This is a genomic window from Bacteroides sp. AF32-8BH (genome assembly GCF_003435205.1).
Lineage (GTDB): Bacteria > Bacteroidota > Bacteroidia > Bacteroidales > Bacteroidaceae > Bacteroides > Bacteroides ovatus.
The window spans coordinates 43,007-67,846 of record NZ_QVLZ01000034.1; the positions used below are offsets into that span (position 1 = coordinate 43,007).

Sequence of the window (24,840 nt, forward strand, 5' to 3'; positions counted from 1 at the left end):
TTAACTAATAAACACCCCCATGAAAAAACACTTTCTTATCTTTGCAACAGGTCTTTTTCTACTAAGTGCCTGTAATTCGGTAAAAGCACCGGAAGCTATCTTACCCATTCCCGAAGCCAAACAGGTGGAATGGCAAAAAATGGAAACGTATGCATTTGTACACTTCGGACTTAACACATTCAACGACCGTGAATGGGGATATGGAGACTCCGATCCTAAAACATTCAACCCTACCCGTCTGGACTGTGAGCAATGGGTACAGACATTTGTCAAATCCGGCATGAAAGGAGTGATCCTGACAGCGAAACATCACGATGGATTCTGTTTGTGGCCTACGCAACTGACAGAGTACTGTATCCGCAACACTCCGTACAAAGACGGAAAAGGAGACATTGTCCGCGAACTATCGGATGCCTGCAAAAAGTATGGCATTAAATTCGCAGTCTATCTCTCGCCCTGGGACAGGCATCAGGCCAATTATGGTTCTCCCGAATATGTAGAATACTTCTATAAACAACTCAACGAACTGCTGACCAACTACGGTGACGTATTTGAAATCTGGTTTGATGGTGCCAACGGTGGAGACGGCTGGTATGGCGGAGCAAAAGACAGCCGTACAATCGACCGCAAGACTTATTATAACTATCCACGAGCTTACAAGATGATTGATGAGTTACAGCCACAAGCTGTTATCTTCTCGGATGGAGGTCCGGGCTGTCGTTGGGTAGGCAACGAACACGGATTTGCCGGAGCTACTAACTGGTCTTTTCTTCGTGCAGGAGAAGTTTATCCGGGCTATCCCAAGTATCGTGAACTGCAATATGGTCATGCCGATGGTAACCAATGGGTAGCTGCCGAGTGTGATGTTTCCATCCGTCCGGGATGGTTTTATCATCCGGAAGAAGACGACCGTGTGAAAACAGTAGACGAACTGACTGATTTATATTACCGCAGCGTAGGACATAACGCAACGCTATTATTAAACTTCCCGGTAGACCGTGACGGATTGATTCACCCTACTGACTCTGCCAATGCCGTAAACTTCCACCAGAATGTACAAAAACAACTGGCACACAATCTGCTGGCGGGACTCTCTCCCAAAGCATCGGACGAACGTGGAAGAACATTCTCCGCCAAAGCTGTGACCGACGGTGATTATGATACTTATTGGGCTACCAATGATGATGTCACTTCAGCCACTATCGAATTCGATTTACCTCAGGCAGAAAAGATCAACCGTATGATGTTGCAGGAATATATTCCTCTCGGACAACGTGTCAAATCATTCGTTGTAGAATATAACCAGGCAGGCGAATGGCTCCCAGTAAAGCTCAATGAGGAGACTACCACTATCGGATATAAACGGCTCCTTCGTTTCGAAACAATCACTACGGATAAGATTCGTGTCCGCTTCACGGATTCACGGGCTTGTCTCTGTATTAATAACATTGAAGCATATTATGCAGGAGAGACTTCGGATACATACACAGCGAAAGCTGCAGAACTGAAAAGTTACCCGTTCACTCTTGTTGGAGTAGATGTAGAGGAAGCACAGAAAGGCATGGATAAAAACGACCAGACCACCTGTTTCATCAATGGAAATACACTATTGATTGACTTGGGAGAAGAACGCACGATTACCTCATTCCACTATCTCCCCGACCAAAGTGAATATAATAAAGGGTTGATCGCGGCCTACGAAATATCTGTAGGTACGGACAGTAATGCGGTCAACCAGGTAGTAGCCAAAGATGAATTTTCCAATATAAAGAGCAATCCGATTTTGCAATCGGTTTACTTTACTCCGGTCAAGGCTCGCTACATTCAGTTGAAAGCAACACGGATGATACATGACGGTGAACCGATGGGGTTAGCTGAAATTGGGATACAATAATAGATGATATGGTACAAAAAACAGGAATTATTGTGCAGAAGAAAAACTATACTCTCCGTACCTGGCAAACCGAAGATGTAGCATCATTAGCCCAATATCTCAATAACAAGAATATTTGGGATAACTGTCGTGACGGTCTCCCCTATCCTTATAGTCAGGAAGATGCTAACGTTTTTCTCTCTATGGTACAAGCGAAAGAAAACATTCAAGATTTCTGCATTGAGGTAAACGGAGAAGCAGTCGGAAGTATCGGTTTTGTACCCGCTACGGATGTAGAACGTTTTAGTACAGAAGTAGGCTACTGGATTGGAGAACCTTTCTGGAACCAGGGAATCGTTACTGACGCCCTGAAAGAAGCCATCAACTATTATTTCGAACACACTGATAAGGTACGTGTATTCGCAGTCGTATTTGAGCATAACTCCCCATCCATGCGGGTATTAGAGAAAGTGGGATTCACGAAAGTAGGAATTATGCAAAAGGCTATTTTCAAGAATGATAATTTCACGAATGCACATTATTACGAACTTATCAAATAATCCGGAATTCATCAACAGTCTGCCGGACAATCCGGCAGACTGCCCATAAACGCTTTGTCAACCCTGAATTAAATCTATAAAAACCCTCCTCTTTTGCTCAAAAATCTTAAACCTGTGCATTTTTTACTCGGATTTCTTGTCAGAACCAAGCGTTTGAGTAAATTTGCACGCTGATAGTTAACCGGATAGTTTGGATAGCAAGATATTACTACTTGACTACTGGCTGCTAACTTGTAGAAATACTAATACTAAAATTTATAGCATGAGTTTGAAAATTGTTGTATTGGCAAAACAAGTTCCTGACACACGTAATGTTGGGAAAGATGCCATGAAAGCCGACGGGACGATTAACCGCGCGGCACTTCCCGCTATCTTCAACCCCGAAGACCTGAATGCTCTCGAGCAAGCTCTTCGACTGAAAGATGCTCATCCAGGCTCTACCGTAACCATCCTGACCATGGGACCGGGACGGGCAGCCGACATTATTCGTGAAGGACTTTTCCGTGGCGCAGATAACGGTTACTTGCTGACCGACCGTGCTTTCGCTGGTGCAGATACACTGGCTACGTCTTACGCATTGGCTACTGCCATCCGCAAAATCGGTGATTGCGACATTATCATTGGTGGTCGTCAGGCTATCGACGGTGACACGGCACAAGTAGGTCCGCAGGTAGCAGAGAAGCTAGGATTGACGCAAATCACATACGCAGAAGAAATTCTGGAAGTGGGCGATGGTAAAATCAAGGTGAAACGTCATATCGACGGTGGTGTAGAAACTGTAGAGGGTCCGCTGCCTATCGTGATTACCGTAAACGGTTCTGCCGCTCCTTGCCGTCCGCGCAATGCGAAACTGGTTCAGAAATACAAACACGCCAAAACAGTTACCGAAAAACAACAAGGTAACCTTGATTATACCGATTTGTATGACAAGCGTGATTATTTGAATCTGGTAGAATGGAGTGTAGCCGACGTAAACGGTGACCTTGCACAATGCGGTCTGTCCGGTTCGCCGACAAAAGTGAAAGCCATCCAGAACATCGTGTTCCAGGCTAAAGAGAGCAAAACCATCAGCGGTAGCGACCGTGACGTGGAAGACCTGATTGTTGAACTATTAGCTAACCACACCATCGGATAATCATGAATAACTTATTTGTATATTGCGAAATAGAAGAAGGTAACGTTGCAGACGTTAGCCTCGAACTTCTGACCAAAGGTCGTTCGTTAGCCAACCAGTTGAACTGTCAGCTCGAAGCTGTAGTTGCCGGAAGCGGCCTCAAAGATATTGAAAAACAAATCCTTCCTTACGGAGTAGATAAACTTCACGTTTTCGACGGTGAAGGCCTTTACCCTTATACATCACTTCCTCACACAGCTATCCTGGTGAACCTCTTCAAAGAAGAGCAACCGCAAATCTGTTTGATGGGTGCTACCGTTATCGGTCGTGACCTCGGTCCGCGCGTTTCTTCTGCTCTGACCAGCGGATTGACTGCCGACTGTACTTCACTTGAAATCGGTGACCACGAAGACAAAAAAGAAGGTAAGACTTATAAGAACCTGTTATATCAAATCCGTCCGGCATTCGGTGGTAACATCGTTGCTACGATTGTGAACCCGGAACACCGCCCGCAGATGGCAACCGTTCGCGAAGGTGTGATGAAGAAAGAAATCCTCTCTCCGACTTATCAGGGAGAAGTAATCCGTCACGACGTGAAAAAGTATGTAGCCGACACGGACTATGTAGTGAAAGTCATCGAACGCCATGTAGAAAAGGCAAAGAACAACCTGAAAGGTTCTCCGATCATCATAGCCGGTGGTTACGGTGTAGGTTCGAAAGAAAACTTCAACCTATTGTTCGACCTCGCTAAAGAACTTCACGCAGAAGTAGGTGCCAGCCGTGCTGCTGTTGACGCTGGTTTCGCAGACCATGATCGTCAGATCGGTCAGACTGGTGTTACGGTTCGTCCAAAACTCTACATCGCTTGCGGTATCTCCGGACAGATTCAGCATATCGCCGGTATGCAGGAAAGTGGTATCATCATCTCCATTAACAACGATCCGGATGCTCCGATCAATACGATTGCCGATTACGTAATCAACGGAAGTATCGAAGAAGTTGTGCCGAAGATGATTAAGTATTATAAACAAAATAGCAAGTAAGGAAAGATGGCTAATTATTATACAGACATACCGGAACTCAAGTTTCACTTGAACAATCCGATGATGAAACGTATTTGCGAACTCAAAGAACGCAATTACAGAGATAAAGATGAATTCGACTACGCTCCGCTGGACTTCGAAGATGCTGTAGACTCTTACGACAAAGTATTGGAGATTACAGGAGAAATCACAGGAGAAATCATTGCTGCTAACGCAGAAGGTGTAGACGAAGAAGGTCCTCACTGTGCTAACGGTCGCGTAGAATATGCTTCCGGAACCAAACAGAACCTGGACGCTATGGTGAAAGCCGGCCTGAACGGTATGACCATGCCACGCAGATTCGGCGGTTTGAACTTCCCGATCACTCCGTACACCATGTGTGCAGAAATCGTGGCTGCTGCCGACGCCGGTTTCGGAAATATCTGGTCTTTGCAGGACTGTATTGAAACACTGTACGAATTCGGTAACGCTGACCAACACAGCCGTTTCATTCCTCGCGTATGCCAAGGTGAAACGATGTCTATGGACTTGACCGAACCGGATGCAGGTTCCGACTTACAGGCAGTTATGCTGAAAGCAACTTATAGCGAAAAAGACGGTTGCTGGTTGCTGAACGGTGTAAAACGTTTTATTACAAACGGTGATGCTAATCTTCACTTGGTATTGGCTCGTTCGGAAGAAGGTACAAGAGACGGTCGTGGTCTTTCTATGTTCATCTATGACAAGAATGAGGGTGGTGTGAACGTACGTCGTATCGAAAACAAACTCGGTATCCACGGTTCTCCTACTTGCGAACTGGTGTACAAGAATGCTAAAGCTGAACTTTGCGGTGACCGCAAACTCGGTTTGATTAAATACGTTATGGCTTTAATGAACGGTGCCCGTCTGGGTATTGCTGCGCAGTCCGTAGGATTGAGCCAAGCTGCTTACAATGAGGGATTGGCTTATGCTAAAGACCGTAAGCAATTCGGTAAAGCAATCATCGAATTCCCGGCAGTATACGATATGCTGGCTATCATGAAAGGTAAGTTGGATGCCGGACGTGCTTTGCTGTATCAAACAGCTCGCTACGTAGACATTTACAAAGCATTGGATGATATTTCCCGCGAACGTAAACTGACTCCGGAAGAACGTCAGGAACAGAAAAAATACGCCAAACTAGCAGACAGCTTTACTCCGCTGGCTAAGGGTATGAACTCTGAATATGCTAACCAGAATGCTTATGACTGTATCCAGATTCACGGTGGTTCAGGATTCATGATGGAATATGCTTGCCAACGCATCTATCGCGACGCACGTATCACCAGCATCTACGAAGGAACTACCCAGTTACAGACTGTAGCCGCTATCCGTTACGTGACTAATGGTTCTTACATCGCTACTATCCGCGAGTTTGAGGCCATTCCTTGTTCACCGGAAATGGAACCGCTGATGTCTCGCCTGAAGAAGATGGCTGACAAATTTGAAGCAAGTACCAACGCTGTGAAAGAAGTACAGGATCAGGAATTGCTTGACTTCACCGCTCGCAAACTGGTGGAAATGGCTGCTGATATTATCATGTGTCACTTACTGATTCAAGATACCAGCAAGTCTTCTGAACTGTTCTCCAAATCTGCACACGTATATTTGAACTATGCAGAAGCGGAAGTAGAAAAGCATACAAATTTCATCGAAAACTTCGACAAAGAAGATTTGGCGTTCTACAAAAAGTAACAAATAATCGACTAAATCTGATAAAAGCATCCTTTCTTACGAAATGGATGCTTTTTTTATTTGTCATATTCTATTATTTTCCATTATTATTCTATACATTTGTCAGTGAGATAAGTAATTTTTTAATTGATGAATGTAGATAGAGATAGAAATATGGCACTCAAACCTTCATATAATGACAAACTGTATTTGCCAGGTTTATCAAACACGGAAATCCTTATATTGGCTCTCGAAGCCTCTCAAAAACTTGAGTGGAATATCGAGGAAGTAACTCCGGAAGGAATCCGGTTTGAAGTCCCGTTCAGTATACGCTCCCATGGAGAGGCAATAACCTTTACCATAGAAAAGGGAAGTGACGGGGAAGTATCCGTTCGCAGTCAGTCTTCTTCCGTACAATTTGTTGATTATGGAAAGAACAGAAAAAATATCCAGAAGTTACGGGAAACAATGGAAGAAATAAAAGCCTCACTCACTCCGGAAGAACTAGCCCAAAGGGCCAAAGATTTCGAAGAAGAGTTCAACCGCCCGCTCACAGAAGAAGAAAAAGCCTACATAGAGGAAGAAAAGAAGAGGAACTCTTTCCTGTCTTTCTTCATTCCCCGCAAAGGATTTATAGCAACTCCCATCCTGATAGACATCAATATTCTTGTATTCATTGTAATGATTGCTTCCGGAGTGGGTATTATGTCTCCTTCCACTCTGTCACTACTGAAATGGGGAGCCGACTTCGGACCGCTGACTCTGACCGGTGACTGGTGGCGCACAGTGACTTGCAACTTCATACATATCGGAGCTTTCCATCTCCTGATGAATATGTATGCTTTCATGTATGTAGGACTTCTGTTAGAAGAACTGATAGGAGGACGCCGTATGTTCGTTTCATACCTGCTAACCGGATTATGTTCGGCTGCATTCAGCCTGTATATGCACGGTGAGACAATCAGCGCCGGAGCTTCCGGATCTATCTTCGGACTTTACGGTATATTCCTTGCATTCCTCCTCTTTCATCGCATCGCCAAAGAACAACGAAAGGCATTGTTAACCAGCATCCTCATTTTTGTGGGGTATAATCTGGTTTACGGGATGAAAGCTGGCATTGATAATGCCGCCCATATTGGCGGGTTGTTAAGCGGGTTTGTTCTGGGAATTATATACGTGGTCGGCTACAAGTTCGAGAAACCCGATGCACAGCGGACTGTCTCCATCATCGGGGAGCTTGGTATATTCTGTATATTCCTGTTCAGCTTCATGATCCTGTGCAAAAACGTTCCTCCTCTTTACCCGGAGATACGCAATGAATGGGAAAGCGGCATTGTGGAAGCCTATCTGAATGGTGAACTGGAAGAGGAAAACGAGAACAGTAATCATTCCGCTGTGAATGCTACGGACAATCTTTCCAGCAGGAAAGTTCCGGCATATACGCCTGTCGGCAATGACGATACGTGGCTATCTTATTATGATGCAGCCACCAAATTCAGTTGCCAGTATCCTACCAACTGGATAAAAATAGCAGGAGCAAAAGGAATTATTGACGGTGCGGAACCTCCATTACTCATGCTGGTCAACGGAGGGAATCAATTAACGATTACCGCCCTCACCTACGACACGCAGAAGGAGTTTGAACACATGAAAGAGTTATCACTCACTCTCCCAAGAAATGCACAAGGGGAACCGTCAGAAGATTACCAACTAAGCAATGTCAACATCAACGGACTCCCCATGACAAAGATCACGAATCCCCTGCACATCGGGGCTCCTGATGAACCGGGAGAGGATGTAAAACAAATAGCGTTGCATTACTTTCAAGAGAGCAAGAAACGATCTTTTGCTATTGTCATGCTTGTCTATGACGAAGAAGCTGAAACCGATCTGAATGCCATTACATCAAGTATCCAGATCACCCAATAAAGAGAATATGAGAGTATATATCCAAATCAAACAGTTAGGAAAGCGAAAGTGCAGTATCGAAAAGATTCCTATCGATTTTCCTGTTCCGCCTGTCAATGTACAGGGGTTGATCGAAGCCATCGTCAGTTGGCAAGTCTGCGAATACAATGAACGCTTGCAACAGAGCGAAGTGCTGAAATACCTCACACAGGAAGAAGTGGAAAATAAAACAGCTTCCGGCAAAGTAGGGTTTGCAGTAAACTATAATGGCAAACCTGCCGCAGAAGTCGAAGCCATCACCAATGCTTTGCAATCCTATGAGGACGGAATTTTCCGTATCTTCATGGATGATACGGAAACCGGAGACCTATCCTCTCCCATCCAACTTAAAGAAGAATCTACCTTAACCTTCATCCGGCTCGCTATGCTGTCGGGAAGATTATGGTAATCATTATCCTATAAAACACATTTAAAACGAAAAGAATCATGAGACTGATTTACAATGACGCATTAAATAAACGGATTGCTCCGTACCTGGAAAGGTTAACGAAAAAGAGAACCAGTTTAGACAAAGAGACAATGGCACTGTTGGATGTATTTATGCAATACTTCAACATGGATACCCGGTATGGTGCATACAGCGATAAATTAGAGCCTTGCATCATCTATATTATCCAAGAAGAGAAGATTAAAAGCGTTGCCAATCTTTTCGATGGTAAATTGAACAAGCTACTCCGCTATCTATTGGGAGACGAGTACGCCCACCTGTTCCACACCTATCTGAAGCTCAAAGCACGGTGCCCGTACACTCACGGATACTCGCGCCGGTCACAACGGTCGGCAAATCCTCTTCTGCATATCGGCCACGTTATAGATGCACTGACCCAGTTTCTGAAACTGCGCGCCACCGGATTTACGGTTCAAGCCATACTGAACGGAGGAAACACTCCGGAAGAAATAGAAGCATACAAGGATTCGATGAACTGCCAAAACTGGATGGCCGCCCAAATAGCAGAAGGCAACCAGACTGTCATTGAATACCTCAACAATGTGCTGACCAGTGAGAATAACGCCAACCGCCTCAACCAGGGACATCTCCAGGCTATCGCAGTAAGTGGATACCGCCCCTTGCTGGAACTGGAAGGGAAGTTACTTCTGGCAGCCAAGTTACAGGAGGGTCTCCGCCAAGCTATCGTGGAAACGATGGACGAAGGTTGTCCCGAAAGTTATCTCCATCTTTTCTCGGTCATCTGCGACAACGGCCTGCAACGATTTGCTTCCGTGAAACGCGGTATTGCAGTCAGTACGGGTATCGGAGAACAAGACAGCAGCGAACGTATCACCAATAAATATGTAGAACTGATCCATCGTTTTCTGAACGACCGGAAACAAGCACACAGTGCTCTTCAAAGCAAAGATACAGTCGAACTCTATCTGGCTTTATGGAGCATCGGATTCTATAATACGGAAGAGATTCAGACGCTCGTACCGGAAATTATCAAGAAAGGTGCTAAATACCAGGTACAGACATTACTTTATTTCTTACGCTGTACGCAATACTCCGGCATGAACCACCGCATCAGTAAAAATGCCTTTGAAAGATGGTATAAGGAACCATCGGTGGTGGCGGCTATCTTACCGTTGTATCTGTCCGGTCTCTATCTTAGCCGGTACGGAGGGCACAAAGACGCCCCGTCACTCCACGACTATTTTGATAGCAAAGAAGAGGCGGTCCGCCATTATGAATATCTGAAGCAAATCTATCAGTCCATCTCTGCCAAAGAGATTTATTCTCCTTATGTATTCCCTTGGGAAAGCACAGAACTCACCCGTTCGGAAATCGTTCTCAAAATGGCATATATCACCTGGATGACTAATAATTCTGCATTGAAAGACGATCTTTGCAGCTATCTGCCCTCTCTGGATACTTATATGCGGGCAGGCTATATCGGTGTTGTATTAGCTCCACCGACCAGTCCGCTACAGGAAGAATATGTACTGCAATCACTGGGAGACCGTTCGCAAGATGTGCGTGAAGAAGCATATAAAGCATTGTCCGAGATGACCTTATCGCCCGAACAAAACCAGAAAGTAGAAGAGTTACTGCGCTTCAAATACAGCGAAATGCGTATCCATGCTATCAATCTGCTGATGAAACAGCCCAAAGAACAGCTAGCCGACAGCATCCGCCGCTTGCTAACAGACAAGGTTGCCGAACGCCGCCTGGCAGGATTGGACATGATGAAGACCATACACAATGTAGAATTCCTGCAAGATATCTATCAGGAATTGATCCCGACAGTTAAAGAGATTCAGAAGCCGAACCCGAAAGAAAAAGTATTGATAGAATCTCTGATTGGCGATGGAACAGAAGAGAGCGTCACACAACATTATACCAAAGATAACGGTTTCGGTCTGTACGATCCGTCTCTTGAAGTCAGTCTGCCGGAAATTACCCAGGACAAAGGATTCAACGTTAAAAAAGCATTCGAATTCATCTGCTTTGGAAGGGCCAAACTCGTTTTCAAAAAACTAAGCAAATACATCGAAACCTACAAGAATGAAGAATTCAAAAATGGTTACGGAGAAGCACGTCTGGTAGGTAACAGTGTCCTGATAAACTGGAGCAACTACGGAGGATTGAGCGGACTAGGATTCCCGGAATTGTGGAAAGCCTTCTACGAAGAAGAAATAGGAAGCTACGACAAATTGCTGATGATGAGTTTCATGCTTGCATCGACAGGTACCGCTAAAGACGAAGACGACTCCGACGAAGAAGATGAAGAAGACATCAAGGCAGACCAGAAATCAAATAATACTTTTGAGCCGCTTGTCAACCGGATGTATGCCGGCATCACTTACCGCGGATTGCAGAAAGACCTCCGCAAGATGCCGTACTATGAACAGATGAGTGACATCATCGAAGCACTGGCATACGAATACAAAGATGAAGCCGTCTATCAACGACTGGCCGTCAATATGCTGCTCCAACTATTGCCCTTGCTAAATACCAAAAACATCTTCCGCCAGTACACCAGTAAGCATGCATGGCTTCGGGACAAACTGGAATACGGAGAAAAACAGGTCGTTTATCCGATACATAACAACAAATTCGTGAACTTCTGGCTCGAAATGCCTCAAAAGCCCATGAATGATGATCTATTTATCCGTTACTTCACAGTGCGCTATCAGCTTTATAAGCTCACCAACTACATGGAGCACACCCCCGAACTAGAGGAAACAGACTCTTATCTTCATGCCACAGACTTCGCCCGTGCCTGGATGCTGGGAATCATCCCGACAGAGGAAGTATACCATGAAATGATGGGACGCATCAGCTCTCCCAGCCAGATCAAAGCAATCACCATGGTATTGAACGACAACGTTCGTTTCAACAAGGAAAAAGAAAGATACGCCGATATCAAAAACATCGACTTCTCCCTCTTCCGTTCCCTCGCCCAAAAGGTGGTAGACCGGATTCTTGAAATTGAATTAAAACGTGGAGACTCCGAGACACAAGTCACCTCCCTTGCAGAAGAACTAAGCTACGTCTATGGAGCCGAAACATTTATCCGTATTCTGCAAGCATTCGGCAAAGATACTTTCATACGTGACAGTTACAACTGGGGCAGCACCAAACGGGGTGTATTGAGCAGTCTGCTCCATGCTTGCCATCCCCTGCCTACGGACACTAGCGAGAATCTGAAGAAACTGGCGAAACAAGCCGAAATCAGCGACGAGCGACTGGTAGAAGCCGCCATGTTCGCCCCACAATGGATTGAACTGACTGAAAAGGCAATAGGCTGGAAAGGACTGACAAGTGCAGCCTATTATTTCCACGCCCACACCAATGAAACGTGTGACGACAAGAAGAAAGCGATTATCGCCCGCTACACCCCCATCGACGTAGATGACCTGCGGGAAGGTGCTTTTGACATCGACTGGTTCAAAGATGCATTTAAGACAATTGGCAAGCAACGCTTCGAAGTGGTCTACAATGCCGCCAAATATATTTCATGCAGCAACAGCCATACCCGTGCCCGTAAGTTTGCCGATGCTACCAACGGTGCAGTGAAGGCGGCAGATATAAAGAAAGAAATAATAGCCAAGCGCAACAAAGACTTATTGATGAGCTACGGCCTCATCCCATTGGGACGGAAGCCGGATAAAGAACTGCTGGATCGTTATCAATACCTGCAAAAGTTCCTGAAAGAGAGCAAGGAATTCGGTGCTCAAAGACAGGAAAGCGAAAAGAAAGCGGTAAACATCGCTCTGCAAAACCTGGCACGCAACTCCGGTTACGGAGACGTTACCCGCCTGACCTGGAGCATGGAAACCGAACTGATTAAAGAACTTCTTCCCTACCTGTCCCCCAAAGAGATAGACGGCGTAGAAGTGTATGTACAAATCAACGAGGAAGGTAAATCGGAGATTAAGCAAATCAAAGACGGCAAAGAGCTCAACAGCATGCCTGCCAAGCTGAAAAAGCATCCGTATATAGAAGAACTGAAAGCAGTACACAAAAAGCTGAAAGACCAGTACACCCGTTCGCGCATCATGCTGGAACAGGCGATGGAAGACTGCACCCATTTTGAAGAAAACGAATTGCGCAAGCTGATGCAGAATCCTGTTATCTGGCCATTACTGAAACATCTCGTCTTCATCTGCAACGGACAGACGGGCTTCTACACCGATGGATTGCTGATTACAGTGAATGCCGTTTGCCTCCCGTTAAAACCGAAAGACGAGTTACGCATCGCGCACCCCACAGACCTGTATACAAGCGGAGACTGGCATGCTTATCAAAAATTCCTGTTCGATAAATCAATCCGCCAACCTTTCAAACAAGTATTCCGCGAACTTTACGTTCCGACTCCGGAAGAAATAGAAGCCACTCAATCCCGCCGCTATGCCGGCAATCAGATTCAACCGCAGAAAACGGTTGCCGTACTGAAAGGGCGCCGTTGGGTAGCCGATTATGAAGACGGCCTTCAAAAGATATATTACAAAGAGAATATCATCGCCACCATCTATGCCATGGCAGACTGGTTCTCTCCTGCCGATATCGAAGCTCCGACATTGGAATATGTCTGCTTCCATAGCCGCAAAGACTACAAGTTGATGAAAATCTCGGAGATTCCTCCTGTCATCTTCTCCGAAGTAATGAGAGACGTAGACCTGGCAGTAAGCGTAGCCCATGCCGGAAGCGTTGACCCGGAAACCAGCCACTCTACCATCGAGATGCGCAGCGTACTGGTGGAACTGACGATGCCGTTGTTTCATTTCAAGAACGTGACAATAAAAGGAAGTTTTGCTCATATCGAAGGTAAGCTGGGTAAGTACAATATTCATCTGGGCAGCGGTGTGATCCATCAGGAAGGTGGTGCACAGATAGCCGTTCTTCCGGTACATTCGCAAAATCGCGGACGCCTGTTCCTGCCTTTCGTAGATGAAGATCCGAAGACTGCCGAGATACTGACTAAGATTATCTTCTTTGCAGAAGACGATAAGATAAAAGATCCGAGCATCCTGAACCAAATCAAATAGTAAAGAGATGGCAGAAAATTTAATCATCCACACAGGAAGCAAGGAAGAAAAGTATCGGGAGTTACTTCCGCAACTGCATGCTTTGGTAAGTACGGAAGCAGATCTCATTGCCAATCTTGCCAACATGGCAGCAGCCTTAAAGCAGACTTTCGGTTTCTTCTGGGTAGGCTTTTACCTTGTGAAAGAGGAAGAACTCGTACTGGGTCCGTTTCAAGGCCCCATTGCCTGCACTCGCATCCGCTTTGGCAGAGGAGTTTGCGGAACCGCTTGGAAAGAAGCCCGTACACTGATTGTTCCTGATGTAGAGCAGTTTCCCGGACACATAGCCTGTAGTTCGGACTCGAAATCGGAAATAGTAGTACCAATCCTCAAGCAGGGGAAAGTTGTCGGGGTGCTGGATATCGACAGTGATACATTGGATAGCTTCGACACTATCGACGCACGCTATCTGGAAGAGATTTGCACGTATATTGTATTATAAAATAACGGCATAAACATCCTGAAAAAACGGAGGCTCTGATTGAATGAATCAGAGCCTCCGTTTACTATAAATAGAGCCTCTATTCGAATCAAACAGAGGCTCTATTTTTTTACCAGTCCATATCTTCTATTTCCCGTTCCCGGTACAGCAAAAGTTGTTTGCGAAGCGAACGCATTTCGTGCCTCATATCTTCCATCCTTTCCAGCAAATGATGAATGGCATCGATACCTTCCATGTTGATGGATAAGTCATAGTACATTCTGCTATAACGTTCCACGTTCGGGAGTTCCGACAAAAGCAGATAATGTTCACCGCCTTCGGTATGCACGTTAATCAAACCGCCCTCTTCCAACATTTCGATGAATGAAGGCTCAATATGACATTTGTGACAGTATTCACTGACAATTATTAATTCGGTCTGCATAGTACTCATTCATTTTAGTTCATACTCTGTAATTGACGGAACAACTCTTTCTGTTTGTCGGTCAAGTTCGTAGGAATCTTGACAGAATAGGTCACAATCAAGTCACCGAATTGTCCTTCCTTCTTATAAACCGGGAATCCTTTACCTTTCAGACGGACTTTCGTACCGTTCTGCGTTTCCGGTTTTATCTTCAGTTTCACTTTACCGTCCAGCGTGTCGACTACTTTCTCGCCTCCCAATACGGCAGAGTAAAGATCTACCTCCACATCTACGTACAGATCGTCGCCCAGGCGTTTGAACACCGGGTCTTCGGCTATAACGAACGTAATGTATAAGTCGCCCGCAGGTCCTCCGTTGACACCTTCGGCTCCGTAGCCTTTCAGTTTAATAACCTGTCCGTCGGCTACACCGGCAGGGATAGTGATACGTACCTGTTTACCATTTACAGTCAATATCTGCTTATGCGTTTGAGCAGCATCACGAAGGGAAAGATGAAGTTCGGCATTAAAGTCCTGTCCGCGGAATCCCGCAGAACCTTGTCCTCTTCCTCCCCGATGTCCGAACATTGATTCGAAGAAATCGGAAAATCCACTAGCGTTGCCACCGGAAAATCCTTCTCCATCGGAACTATACCAATAGGTTCCGTTACCGTCGGAGAAACCCTGACCCGCACCGCCGAATCCGCCGAAACCTCCTGCACCGCCAAAGCCTCCGGCTTGTTGCTGTGCACGTTTCTGCGCTTCGAATTCATCGGCATGCTTCCAATGTTCTCCGTACTCATCATACTTTTTACGTTTCTCGGGGTCACTCAGTACTTCATTGGCTTCGTTGATTTCCTGAAATTTATCCTTTGCACTAGGGTCATTAGGATTCAAATCAGGGTGATATTTCCGGGCCAACTTACGAAAAGCCTTTTTGATATCATCCTGAGAAGCACTTTTGTCTACTCCAAGAATCTTGTAATAATCTATATAGGCCATGTTTTATGAATTTAATCGTTCATACATCATACGGCAAATAACACGCCAATCCCATTTTTGGATGCAAAAATTAACAAGGATTAATACCTAATACTTAATACTTGATATTCCTCTTTTCCAGCATCTGGAAGTCTTGCTTCTTCATGCCCAAATCATCCAACGGACGGGGATCATTGTGATCGTTCAGATAAACCCTCGGTTTCAGGACGTAGTGCGAAGCCGTCACAGCCTGCGAATCATCCCGGTAAGGAGTTTCTATTCCGCCTAAAGACAGCATGGTCGGGAAGAAAGAGCTGCTGGAAGAAACATTCTTATCCTTATTTTCAATAGCGGTATTCCAACGTTCGGGATACGTTTCGCGGTAGTCATCGGACATCCAAATCAGGAATGGCACATGAAGCTGATAATAAGAAGGTACGGGAGAAGCATGGAGGAACAGATGACGGGAATCGTCGAAAATGTCCTCTCCATGATCGGAAGTGTAGAGCATGGCGGCATCTACCTGCTGTTTTTCCAACATACGGATAAGTCGTGACAGAAAATCATCCGTGTAACGAATAGAGTTGTCATAGGCATTCACCAGGTTATCCCGGTATTTTCTCTCTGCTTCCATCGGATAATCGGGCGTAAAGAAAGCATCTTCCGACGGGTAACGTTCGCGATAGTTAAAGTGGGAACCGTAGGTGTGAAGTACGATGAATTGTTTCGTTGCACCTTTCGCCAGTTCCTCCTCCACCAATTTCAGAAGTTCGTCGTCAGAAGGATTATAGGTAGAACTGACCGAATCTTCTTTTATAAAATCATACGTATCGGCTTCCATTCCGAAGAAGTCGATAAATGAATGGTTGTAACGTTGGTTGGAGAAAAAAGCCGTCCGGAATCCTGCCTCTTTGAAAGCGGTGATGATTCCTTTTTGATGGTAGATAGAGTCGTAGTTGCAGGCAGTAGCACCCGACATCAGCATGGGGACACTTTTATGTGTCGTATTCGACTCTGTCAACACTTTTGGGAAAGCAATCAGACCCGTTTGCCGGGATAAGAGCGGGTTCGTTTCACGTTCGTAACCATACAATTGCCAGTTTAGGGCACGAGAGGTTTCTCCTATGACCATTACATATACTTCCCGTTTTCCCTCCGGATGAGTAGGCCGGGCATGGAAAGTAAAGTCTTTGGATGTACGGTGGTAATCCTGTGTCAGAGCTGTTCTTTGAAAGGCAAGACCTACGTTGTAGCATACGTTTAGCGGGTATAAATCAGATTTCAACTCATATCCCGAATCCTGCACATAGGCTCCGACAAGACTAAGGAGGGAGATTCCAAAGACCAGGAAGGCTCTCTTCCGTTCCCTGCGAATGAACTCTACCGTAAGTTTCCGTTTACGTATAATTGAAATCGTCCCTAATATCAGGGCAGGTACATAGAGTATGATTACAGCAATAATGGCAGGTGTGAGATTATCGAGCAGTTCCAATGCCTCACTCGAATTGGTGGTGACCAGATTCAGAAACATATCGACAGCGATAATGGACTGGCCGAATAAATAAAGCAACACGATCTGAAAGGCTCCGAAGAACAGGAACAGGAATAAAATCCACAGCATCTTGCCGCAATTCCTCGACAAAGTCATCAACAGGTAATAGCAACCGAAAGGTAACAACACATTGGCGACTTTTGCCATAAATGGTAAAGGTTCTGTAAAACAGAGTACCATATTAGGTACTATCAAGATAAACAGGAACAGATAAAACAGATGTTCCTGATTTTCCAACCAATTCTTTATATTTTTAAAAAGCTTCATTGATGTTAAAAATAAATCCGGTCTGGTGTTTGCCAAACCCTAAATCCAAACGTACATTTACTCTCTTCTTAAATTCCCAACGATACCCGAAGCCATAATTAGGCAGAATGTGTTTCGGGGTGAACTCGGAAAGTCGTGGAAAAATCGTTCCCGCTCCTACCCATACAGCTACTCCATTCCGTTTCCAGACGTGTTGCCGGAGTTCTATTTGCGCGTCCATTGCTCCCTTGTCCCGATAGCGTCCTTCGTAATATCCGCGCATGGAGTAAGAACTTCCCAATGTTGCCATCAATCCCCAAGGGGTATCGCCATAGGTAAGCAATGTGTGGAATTGCCCTGCCAGCACTCCACCTTTCCATACCGGCTGATAATAACTGGTAGTCAGTTCTGTACTGCTAAACGCATATTTATTGCCGAGAAAAGCCGGACTGAACCGCTGGTCTATCCGCAAATAATAGCCATGATATGCATTTGTCAGGAAATCACGTGAATCGTAAAGGAGGGAAAGTCCCAGGCTGGTATTAGTGGTTCGCGCGGCCATTCCTTCCCATAGTTCCGGTTTCTCAAAGTTCCGTCCGTCGATATAATCGAATACGGCCATCGGGCCGATGTAGAAGTTCTTTGCCAGCCGAAACATAAAATCGACTTTCACCTGTGCCTGAAAACGTTTATAATCGCTTTCGTTATCAGAGTTCGCTCCATTGTCATATCCCCGTCCCCAATACAGACTGGGAAAAGAATAGAAATAGAGATTGTAATTCAAGCGGTATTTATCTTTTGGAAACAGATGATTTCCGCGGACTCCCAACAGATAGAAGCCGACAGTCGACACATCTCCGTAAAGAGAGACATTGGAGGGAGGAAGAAGCGTATCAATCCGATCGGTTCGATATAGTCCGGCTGCCACCAGTCCGAGTCCGAACTTGGTGTCACTGGAATAATGTGGGCCGCCTATCACACTGAAATCAAACTTTTTATTCTTTTTTTCCTTATTGGCGTCATTGAAGTAATCAAGAAACTTTTTAAAGAAACTGCGTTTTGCCGGAATGGAATCTTCCATGGTTGCAGATATAGAATCCTCCGGCAGTTCAATTTTAGTAGAATGCAGCTGTGCGCCCAACGGGGTTTGTGTCAACAACAAAAGCGCGAATATGATTAGCCTGTTCTGTCTAGTATTCATAATCATAAGAAGTAGAAAACTTTGCGGACAAAGTTAGTTTCAAACTTCCTATAAAAACAGATATTCAGGCGCTTTTGTTGTTCCGGATTTCCTTTTTAACGTTTTAAAAGTCTTATAAACTCGTCTACATCTTCTTCTGTCGTATCAAAAGAAGTTACCAGACGGATTTCATTCCTCTCTTCGTTCCAGAAATAAAAGAAATAAGACTCCAGCATGCGGTCGATAACCGGGCGGGGCATGGTGAGGAATAACTGGTTACTTTCGGCTTTTTGAGTGAAAGTTACTTCGGGCAGTTTCTTCAATTCAGTGTAAAGTTTGGCAGCCATTGCATTGGCATGGTTGGCATTCTTCAGCCAGAGGTTATCTGTGAGGTATGCCGTAAACTGGCAAGAGAGGTAACGCATCTTCGAAGCGAGCTGGGCGGATTGCTTACGGATGAAGCGGGCTTCCGGTTGCAGGTCTTTATTAAATACAATCACGCACTCTCCCATCATCAGTCCGTTCTTCGTTCCGCCAAAACTAAGAATATCGACTCCGCAGTCTACTGTCAGTTCCTTTAAGGAAAGATTCAAAGCGGCACAGGCATTGGCTATTCTGGCTCCGTCCATGTGTACATACATACCATTCAGATGGGCAAAGTCAGTCAGACGTTTTAACTCTTCGAGAGTATAGATGGTGCCAAGTTCGGTACATTGGGAGATGTAGAGGGCTCTGGGTTGTGAATGGTGCTGATCGCCGAAACCATGCAGATAAGGTTGCATCAATTCCGGGGTAAGTTTACCGTCAGGAGTGGCAATCGGGTGAATCTGACAACCTGTCATTTTCACAGGAGAGCCGCATTCATCTACATAGATATGAGCCGTTTCCGCACAAAAGATGGAATGATACGGACGGGTCATCAGCTGCAATGCTACCACGTTGCTACCTGTTCCGTTAAATACAAACAAGGGGACACAGTTGGGCGTAAAGGTTTCCTTTATTTTCGCTACGGCTTCTTCTGTCCATTTATCATCGCCATATCCTAAAGAATGGTCTATATTAGCCCGGTTCAATGCTTCCATTACCAACGGATGCACACCGGAATTATTGTCGGAGGCAAAACTTCTCATTGTTTCTTACATTTTAATTCGTGATGCAAAGTAACAGAATTATTTCCGGAAATCCATTGAAAGGAAGAAACATAAAGCAGAAAAAGGATAAAAAAACAAGAATCTCCGAAGTGCTGACTATGCTGTCATTCCTCTGGAGATTCTTCTGTTCTCGTTAAAGCGTCAAACTCTTTCAGCCAATATAAACATTCACACAGAGATATACATAAAGCTCTTCATCGCACTGATCGAACTCTATTTTGCTCTCTCTTGACAACCACCCCAAAGCGGCACCCAGCTCTTTATCTTTCAGCCCGGATTTTCTCTTCAAAAGTCCATAGCTCCACTTCTCATTATTACTAAGCAGTTGCCAAACCTTACCGGCATTCACACCGATTTCATTTCTGTTCATTTTTCTAGAGTAATTAAGAGGTTTAATACATTAGGTTAAGATTTCGCCTATAAAGATAACAAAAGGATATTGCAATTGTTTATACATCTTTACTAAAAAGTTGTTACAGAATTAATTTTAACATAAAAGTGGTGATGTGTCCCGACACAAAGGCGTTATTAGCATATGTTAAATCAGAACTTTTCTTTGCAGCCATCTGTTATTACATAAAAATCAATCCTAAACCAATTACAGCTATGGCAAAAAAAATAGCAGAACAGTTGATAGATACTCTGGTAAAATCCGGAGTTGAACGCATCTACGCCGTAACAGGCGACAGTCTGAATGAAGTAAACGAAGCAGTCAGAAAAAACGATCAAATAAAATGGATACATGTGCGCCACGAAGAAACAGGGGCGTATGCCGCTGCGGCAGAAGCACAACTGACCGGTCGCCCGGGATGCTGCGCGGGAAGTAGCGGGCCGGGACATGTTCATCTGATTAACGGCTTGTATGACGCACACCGGTCCGGCGCACCGGTAATCGCCATCGCTTCTACGATTCCTACCGGAGAATTCGGTACGGAGTATTTTCAGGAGACGAATACAATCAAACTTTTTAACGATTGCAGTTATTATAATGAAGTAGCCACTACTCCCAAGCAATTTCCACGTATGCTCCAATCGGCCATACAAACGGCTGTCACCCGTAAAGGGGTGTCCGTCATCGGGCTGCCGGGAGACTTGGCAAAGGCTTCTGCCGTTGCTGTCGACTCGTCGGTCCGGAACTATCCTGCCCCACCGGAGGTTTGCCCGTCGGAAGAAGATTTGGCTCAATTGGCCGACTTATTAAACAAACATACACGTATCACTCTTTTCTGCGGCATCGGTTGCCGGGGAGCTCACGAGGAAGTAATCGCGCTTTCCGAGAAGCTGAATGCTCCGGTGGTATATACTTTCAAAGGAAAGATGGAGGTGCAATATGAGAATCCGTATGAAGTGGGTATGACGGGATTGTTGGGAATGCCTTCGGGATATTACAGTATGCACGAAGCTGAAGTGCTTCTCATGCTCGGCACTGACTTTCCATATTCTGCTTTCCTGCCGGATGATATCAAGATAGCCCAGATTGACATAAAGCCCGAACGTCTGGGACGTCGCGCAAAGGTGGATATCGGACTTTGTGGAGACGTCAAACTTAGCATCCAGTCTTTATTGCGTATGCTGAATCCGAAAACGGATGATTCTTTCTTACTGAAACAACTCAAAAGATACGAGGGAGTAAAGAAGGACTTGGCCGCTTACACAGAAGATAAAGGGGGCGTAAATAAGATTCATCCCGAATATGTGATGTCTGAAATAGACAAACTAAGTTCGGACGATGCTGTGTTTACGGTAGATACGGGAATGACTTGTGTATGGGGAGCACGTTATCTGCAAGCAACGGGCAAACGCCACATGCTGGGTTCTTTCAATCATGGTTCGATGGCAAATGCGTTGCCGCAAGCTATCGGTGCCGCGTTGGCTTATCCGGATCGTCAGGTGGTTGCGCTTTGCGGAGATGGCGGATTATCGATGACTTTAGGAGACTTGGAAACCGTTGTACAATATAAGTTGCCGATTAAAATCATCGTATTCAACAACCGTTCATTGGGAATGGTGAAGTTGGAAATGGAAGTGGACGGATTGCCGGACTGGCAAACGAATATGTTGAATCCTGACTTCGCCCAAGTGGCCGAAGCAATGGGAATGACCGGGTTTAATGTCAGCGATCCGGAAGAAGTGTTGACTACTTTATTGAATGCATTCGAGTTGGATGGTCCGGTACTTGTTAATATCATGACCGATCCGAACGCACTAGCCATGCCTCCTAAAATTGAATTCGGGCAAATGGTGGGCTTTGCGCAGTCAATGTATAAGTTGTTAATCAACGGCCGTTCACAAGAAGTGATTGATACGATCAATTCTAACTTTAAACATATACGGGAGGTATTTTAAGTTATTCTATTTTTAATATTTTCATTACCTCTCTCAAAGTATGACTTGCTATTATTGTCTATTGCAATAAGGTAAGTCATACCTTTTTATAGTCTATCTTGAGGTGATAATCATTTTATTTTCTTATGTTTGTAATCATCAAAAAGTAAAAACACATGGAAAAGACCGACTCTTCGCCTTTATCCCGACAAGCACTGTACGCTGATAAAAAACAATGGAATCAATTTCTTTCTGTTTTTTTATTGGCAGTGGGCGTTGGTTTTACAGTGGCAGGCATTATCTTCTTTTTTGCCTACAACTGGGATGAATTACCTAAATTTGCAAAGTTAGGAATAGTAGAGGTGTTATTAATAGCTTCTGTCCTGCTCGCTACATTCACCCGTTGGAATAAGCTCGTCAAACAGATTCTCCTGACTGGAGCTACGTTCCTGATAGGTACGCTTTTCGCCGTCTTCGGACAAATCTACCAAACGGGAGCCGATGCTTACGATCTTTTCCTGGGATGGACTCTTTTCACCATTCTCTGGGCGGTTGCTATCCGTTTCGCTCCGTTATGGCTGACGTTCATCGGATTACTTTGCACTACGATATGGTTGTACAATATACAGATAGCTAATACCAACTCTTGGGAAATGACTTTGTTGGCTAATGCAGTAACCTGGATATGTGCCTTGACAACGCTCATCACGGAAGGAATGAGCGCAAAAGGTCATTTGGACAGAAACAATCGTTGGTTCGTCAGTCTTCTTTCACTGGCTACCATTATACACACCAGTTTTCTGTTAATGATGGCAATCTGCGAAGAGAACGCCATATTGTCTGTTCCCCTCATAAGCACCGTCCTTCTATTCTCTGCGGGACTTTGGTATGGGTGGAAAGTAAAAAGCCTGTTCTATCTGGCTATCATTCCGTTTGCCGCATTAATGATTCTATTGACTACATTCATATCACAAAGCAATCTTAGGGATGTTCAGATATTCTTCTACGGAGGAGTTATTGTCATCACCGGAACAACTTTGCTCATTTACATCATTCTTCATCTAAAAAAGCAATGGTATGGCACAGAAGCATAACCTCACTATTCAAGTCGTATCCATTATCGGAGGAATCCTGACGGCTATTTTCTTTTTGGGATTTCTGGCACTTGCCAGAATCCTCCGCTCCGATATTTCTTGCCTGATTGCCGGAAGTATATTAATTCTCACTACGCTAACAATCAGCCGCATGGTGATCCGGTCTTTTCTGGATGCAATGAACATCACTTTATACATAGCCGGATGTGTATTGATTGGCTTCGGTATAAATACCAGCATTAATCTCCTCTTCATTACACTTATGGGAATCAGTATTCTCACATTCTTATTATCAAGAGGATTTATTCTCCCCTTTCTTTCAGTCATTCTGTTTAATATATCTTTCTTCGGAGAAGCTGCCCATGTCTTTTCTTCGTTTTATCCCTTGCAAATAGCCGTAGTCCCTATCCTTGGAGTATTTCTATTTACCAACATCTTTGAAAACAAGTTGTTTGAGTGTATAGGAACAGAGAATTACCTTTCCAAATACAAATCATTTCATTTCGGATTATTCGTATCCGGTATCGTCTCACTGGGAGGATTATCAATCAATTACATGATATCAGAAACAAATAGTTGGCTTGTGTCCTGCATACTGTCTGTTTGTATATGGATCGGTATTCTTATAATGGTTCAACGAATCATGCAGGTCATGAAAGTGGATCATCCGGTGAACCAGATTGGTATCTATATTCTTTGTATTGTTATCTGTCTGCCTACTGTGTTTGCTCCTTATTTATCCGGCAGTTTGTTGCTGATTCTAATATGTTTCCATTATGGCTACAAAGCGGAGTGTGCTGCCTCGCTTCTTCTTTTTATCTATGCCGTTTCCAAATACTATTATGATCTGAATTTAAGCCTGCTCACCAAATCCATGACACTTTTCTTCATCGGAATTGCATGTATTACAGCCTGGTATTTCTTCACTCAAAAAAGAACAAGACATGAAAAAGTATAGCCGAATATTGATTATTGCAAACCTGATACTGCTACTGGGATATTTCAACTGGTCGGTTTATAAAAAAGAGCAAACTTTGAAAGACGGACAGTTGATTTTGTTACAGCTAGCTCCCGTCGATCCCCGCTCTCTTATGCAAGGAGACTATATGAGGCTTAGCTACAAAGAAGCTTCATCAGATCTGCTAGACCAACAAACTGCCATACGCGGTTATGCCATACTTCAAATTGACAGTAATCAAGTAGGAAAAATAGTGCGGCTGCAAAACGCTTTAGAGCCTGTAAACGACAATGAGCTAGTCATCAAATATAAAATAGTACGTCACCGGATCTTCCTCGGTGCCGAGTCTTTCTTCTTTGAAGAGGGACAAGATACTCTTTATCAAAAAGCCGTATATGGCGGGCTGAAAGTGGATGGTAAAGGCCAAAGCCTGCTCGTAGGACTGTATGACGAGAACTTCCATTATATTCAATCCGATAAATAAATAATAATGAAAAAGCCCGTACTTTCGCAAGCCCGGGCTTTCTATATTCTCAAAACATCTCCTTAATCTATAGGGAAATAAGGGACTAGCAAATTGGTTTCTAGTGCAAATAAGGAGATGTTATGAAATAAAAAAAAGGGATACCTGTGGGAAATAAGGGAGGTATCCCTTTCTATAAGAAGAACAGAATTGGAAGGATTGACTTTCACAAGCCAAATCCTTCACTCTGTTTCTTCTCGGCGTATTCTT

General features: G+C 44.5%; 19 protein-coding genes. 13 read left to right on the forward strand and 6 right to left on the reverse strand.

The window, feature by feature from the left end; genetic code table 11:
• Positions 1-19: 19 nt before the first annotated feature.
• The 9 genes from DWZ47_RS21310 to DWZ47_RS21350 all read left to right on the forward strand — a co-directional run bounded on the left by DWZ47_RS21310 (position 20) and on the right by DWZ47_RS21350 (position 14,218).
• The gene (locus tag DWZ47_RS21310) at positions 20-1,894 is read left to right on the forward strand and encodes an alpha-L-fucosidase (protein WP_115484939.1); all 1,875 of its coding nucleotides are present in this window, start codon (positions 20-22) and stop codon (positions 1,892-1,894) included.
• Between the two features lie 8 nt (positions 1,895-1,902).
• Positions 1,903-2,433, forward strand: a complete 531-nt coding sequence (locus tag DWZ47_RS21315; protein WP_004301027.1) for a GNAT family N-acetyltransferase — start codon at positions 1,903-1,905, stop codon at positions 2,431-2,433.
• Between the two features lie 262 nt (positions 2,434-2,695).
• Positions 2,696-3,568, forward strand: a complete 873-nt coding sequence (locus DWZ47_RS21320; protein ID WP_004301028.1) for an electron transfer flavoprotein subunit beta/FixA family protein — start codon at positions 2,696-2,698, stop codon at positions 3,566-3,568.
• 2 nt (positions 3,569-3,570) lie between these two features.
• Positions 3,571-4,590, forward strand: a complete 1,020-nt coding sequence (locus DWZ47_RS21325; RefSeq protein WP_004301029.1) for an electron transfer flavoprotein subunit alpha/FixB family protein — start codon at positions 3,571-3,573, stop codon at positions 4,588-4,590.
• A gap of 6 nt (positions 4,591-4,596) precedes the next feature.
• Complete coding sequence (locus DWZ47_RS21330) at positions 4,597-6,303, forward strand: acyl-CoA dehydrogenase family protein (RefSeq protein WP_117514596.1); 1,707 nt, start codon at positions 4,597-4,599, stop codon at positions 6,301-6,303.
• A 153-nt stretch (positions 6,304-6,456) separates the two neighbouring features.
• Positions 6,457-8,211 (forward strand): rhomboid family intramembrane serine protease, encoded by a 1,755-nt coding sequence (locus DWZ47_RS21335; RefSeq protein WP_117514598.1) that lies wholly within the window; start codon positions 6,457-6,459, stop codon positions 8,209-8,211.
• A 7-nt stretch (positions 8,212-8,218) separates the two neighbouring features.
• On the forward strand, positions 8,219-8,638 hold the full coding sequence (locus DWZ47_RS21340; RefSeq protein WP_004301032.1) for a hypothetical protein: 420 nt from the start codon (positions 8,219-8,221) through the stop codon (positions 8,636-8,638).
• Positions 8,639-8,676: 38 nt separating this feature from the next.
• Positions 8,677-13,737: a DUF4132 domain-containing protein gene (locus DWZ47_RS21345; protein ID WP_117514600.1), complete on the forward strand. Its 5,061-nt coding sequence runs from the start codon at positions 8,677-8,679 to the stop codon at positions 13,735-13,737.
• Positions 13,738-13,744: 7 nt separating this feature from the next.
• The gene (locus tag DWZ47_RS21350; protein ID WP_004327073.1) at positions 13,745-14,218 is read left to right on the forward strand and encodes a GAF domain-containing protein; all 474 of its coding nucleotides are present in this window, start codon (positions 13,745-13,747) and stop codon (positions 14,216-14,218) included.
• A 109-nt stretch (positions 14,219-14,327) separates the two neighbouring features.
• On the opposite strand, the gene DWZ47_RS21355 is transcribed toward DWZ47_RS21350, so the two are convergent.
• From DWZ47_RS21355 to DWZ47_RS21380, 6 genes are all read right to left on the reverse strand, one after another.
• Positions 14,328-14,642: a chaperone modulator CbpM gene (locus tag DWZ47_RS21355; RefSeq protein ID WP_004307142.1), complete on the reverse strand. Its 315-nt coding sequence runs from the start codon at positions 14,640-14,642 to the stop codon at positions 14,328-14,330.
• 14 nt (positions 14,643-14,656) lie between these two features.
• On the reverse strand, positions 14,657-15,622 hold the full coding sequence (locus DWZ47_RS21360; RefSeq protein WP_004327076.1) for a DnaJ C-terminal domain-containing protein: 966 nt from the start codon (positions 15,620-15,622) through the stop codon (positions 14,657-14,659).
• 94 nt (positions 15,623-15,716) lie between these two features.
• Positions 15,717-17,420 carry a phosphoethanolamine transferase gene (locus DWZ47_RS21365; protein WP_117514602.1) on the reverse strand — a complete coding sequence of 568 codons (1,704 nt, stop codon included), beginning with the start codon at positions 17,418-17,420 and terminating at the stop codon, positions 15,717-15,719.
• Positions 17,407-18,606, reverse strand: a complete 1,200-nt coding sequence (locus DWZ47_RS21370) for a BamA/TamA family outer membrane protein (RefSeq protein WP_004301038.1) — start codon at positions 18,604-18,606, stop codon at positions 17,407-17,409. The genes DWZ47_RS21365 and DWZ47_RS21370 overlap by 14 nt, the downstream gene beginning before the upstream one ends.
• Before the next feature lie 89 nt (positions 18,607-18,695).
• Positions 18,696-19,709 (reverse strand): threonine aldolase family protein, encoded by a 1,014-nt coding sequence (locus tag DWZ47_RS21375; protein ID WP_004311766.1) that lies wholly within the window; start codon positions 19,707-19,709, stop codon positions 18,696-18,698.
• 172 nt (positions 19,710-19,881) lie between these two features.
• Positions 19,882-20,100 (reverse strand): winged helix-turn-helix domain-containing protein, encoded by a 219-nt coding sequence (locus tag DWZ47_RS21380; RefSeq protein ID WP_004301053.1) that lies wholly within the window; start codon positions 20,098-20,100, stop codon positions 19,882-19,884.
• Between the two features lie 236 nt (positions 20,101-20,336).
• Here DWZ47_RS21380 and DWZ47_RS21385 point away from each other — a divergent pair, with 236 nt between their 5' ends.
• The 4 genes from DWZ47_RS21385 (at position 20,337) to DWZ47_RS21400 (ending at position 24,591) form a co-directional block, all read left to right on the forward strand.
• On the forward strand, positions 20,337-22,076 hold the full coding sequence (locus DWZ47_RS21385) for a thiamine pyrophosphate-dependent enzyme (protein WP_032842260.1): 1,740 nt from the start codon (positions 20,337-20,339) through the stop codon (positions 22,074-22,076).
• 155 nt (positions 22,077-22,231) lie between these two features.
• Positions 22,232-23,149, forward strand: coding sequence for a DUF2157 domain-containing protein (locus tag DWZ47_RS21390; protein WP_117514604.1), 918 nt, complete (start codon positions 22,232-22,234; stop codon positions 23,147-23,149).
• Positions 23,133-24,107, forward strand: coding sequence for a DUF4401 domain-containing protein (locus DWZ47_RS21395; protein WP_117514606.1), 975 nt, complete (start codon positions 23,133-23,135; stop codon positions 24,105-24,107). Before DWZ47_RS21390 ends, DWZ47_RS21395 begins: the two co-directional genes overlap by 17 nt.
• On the forward strand, positions 24,094-24,591 hold the full coding sequence (locus DWZ47_RS21400; RefSeq protein WP_004307158.1) for a GDYXXLXY domain-containing protein: 498 nt from the start codon (positions 24,094-24,096) through the stop codon (positions 24,589-24,591). The genes DWZ47_RS21395 and DWZ47_RS21400 overlap by 14 nt, the downstream gene beginning before the upstream one ends.
• The last annotated feature ends 249 nt before the right edge of the window (positions 24,592-24,840 follow it).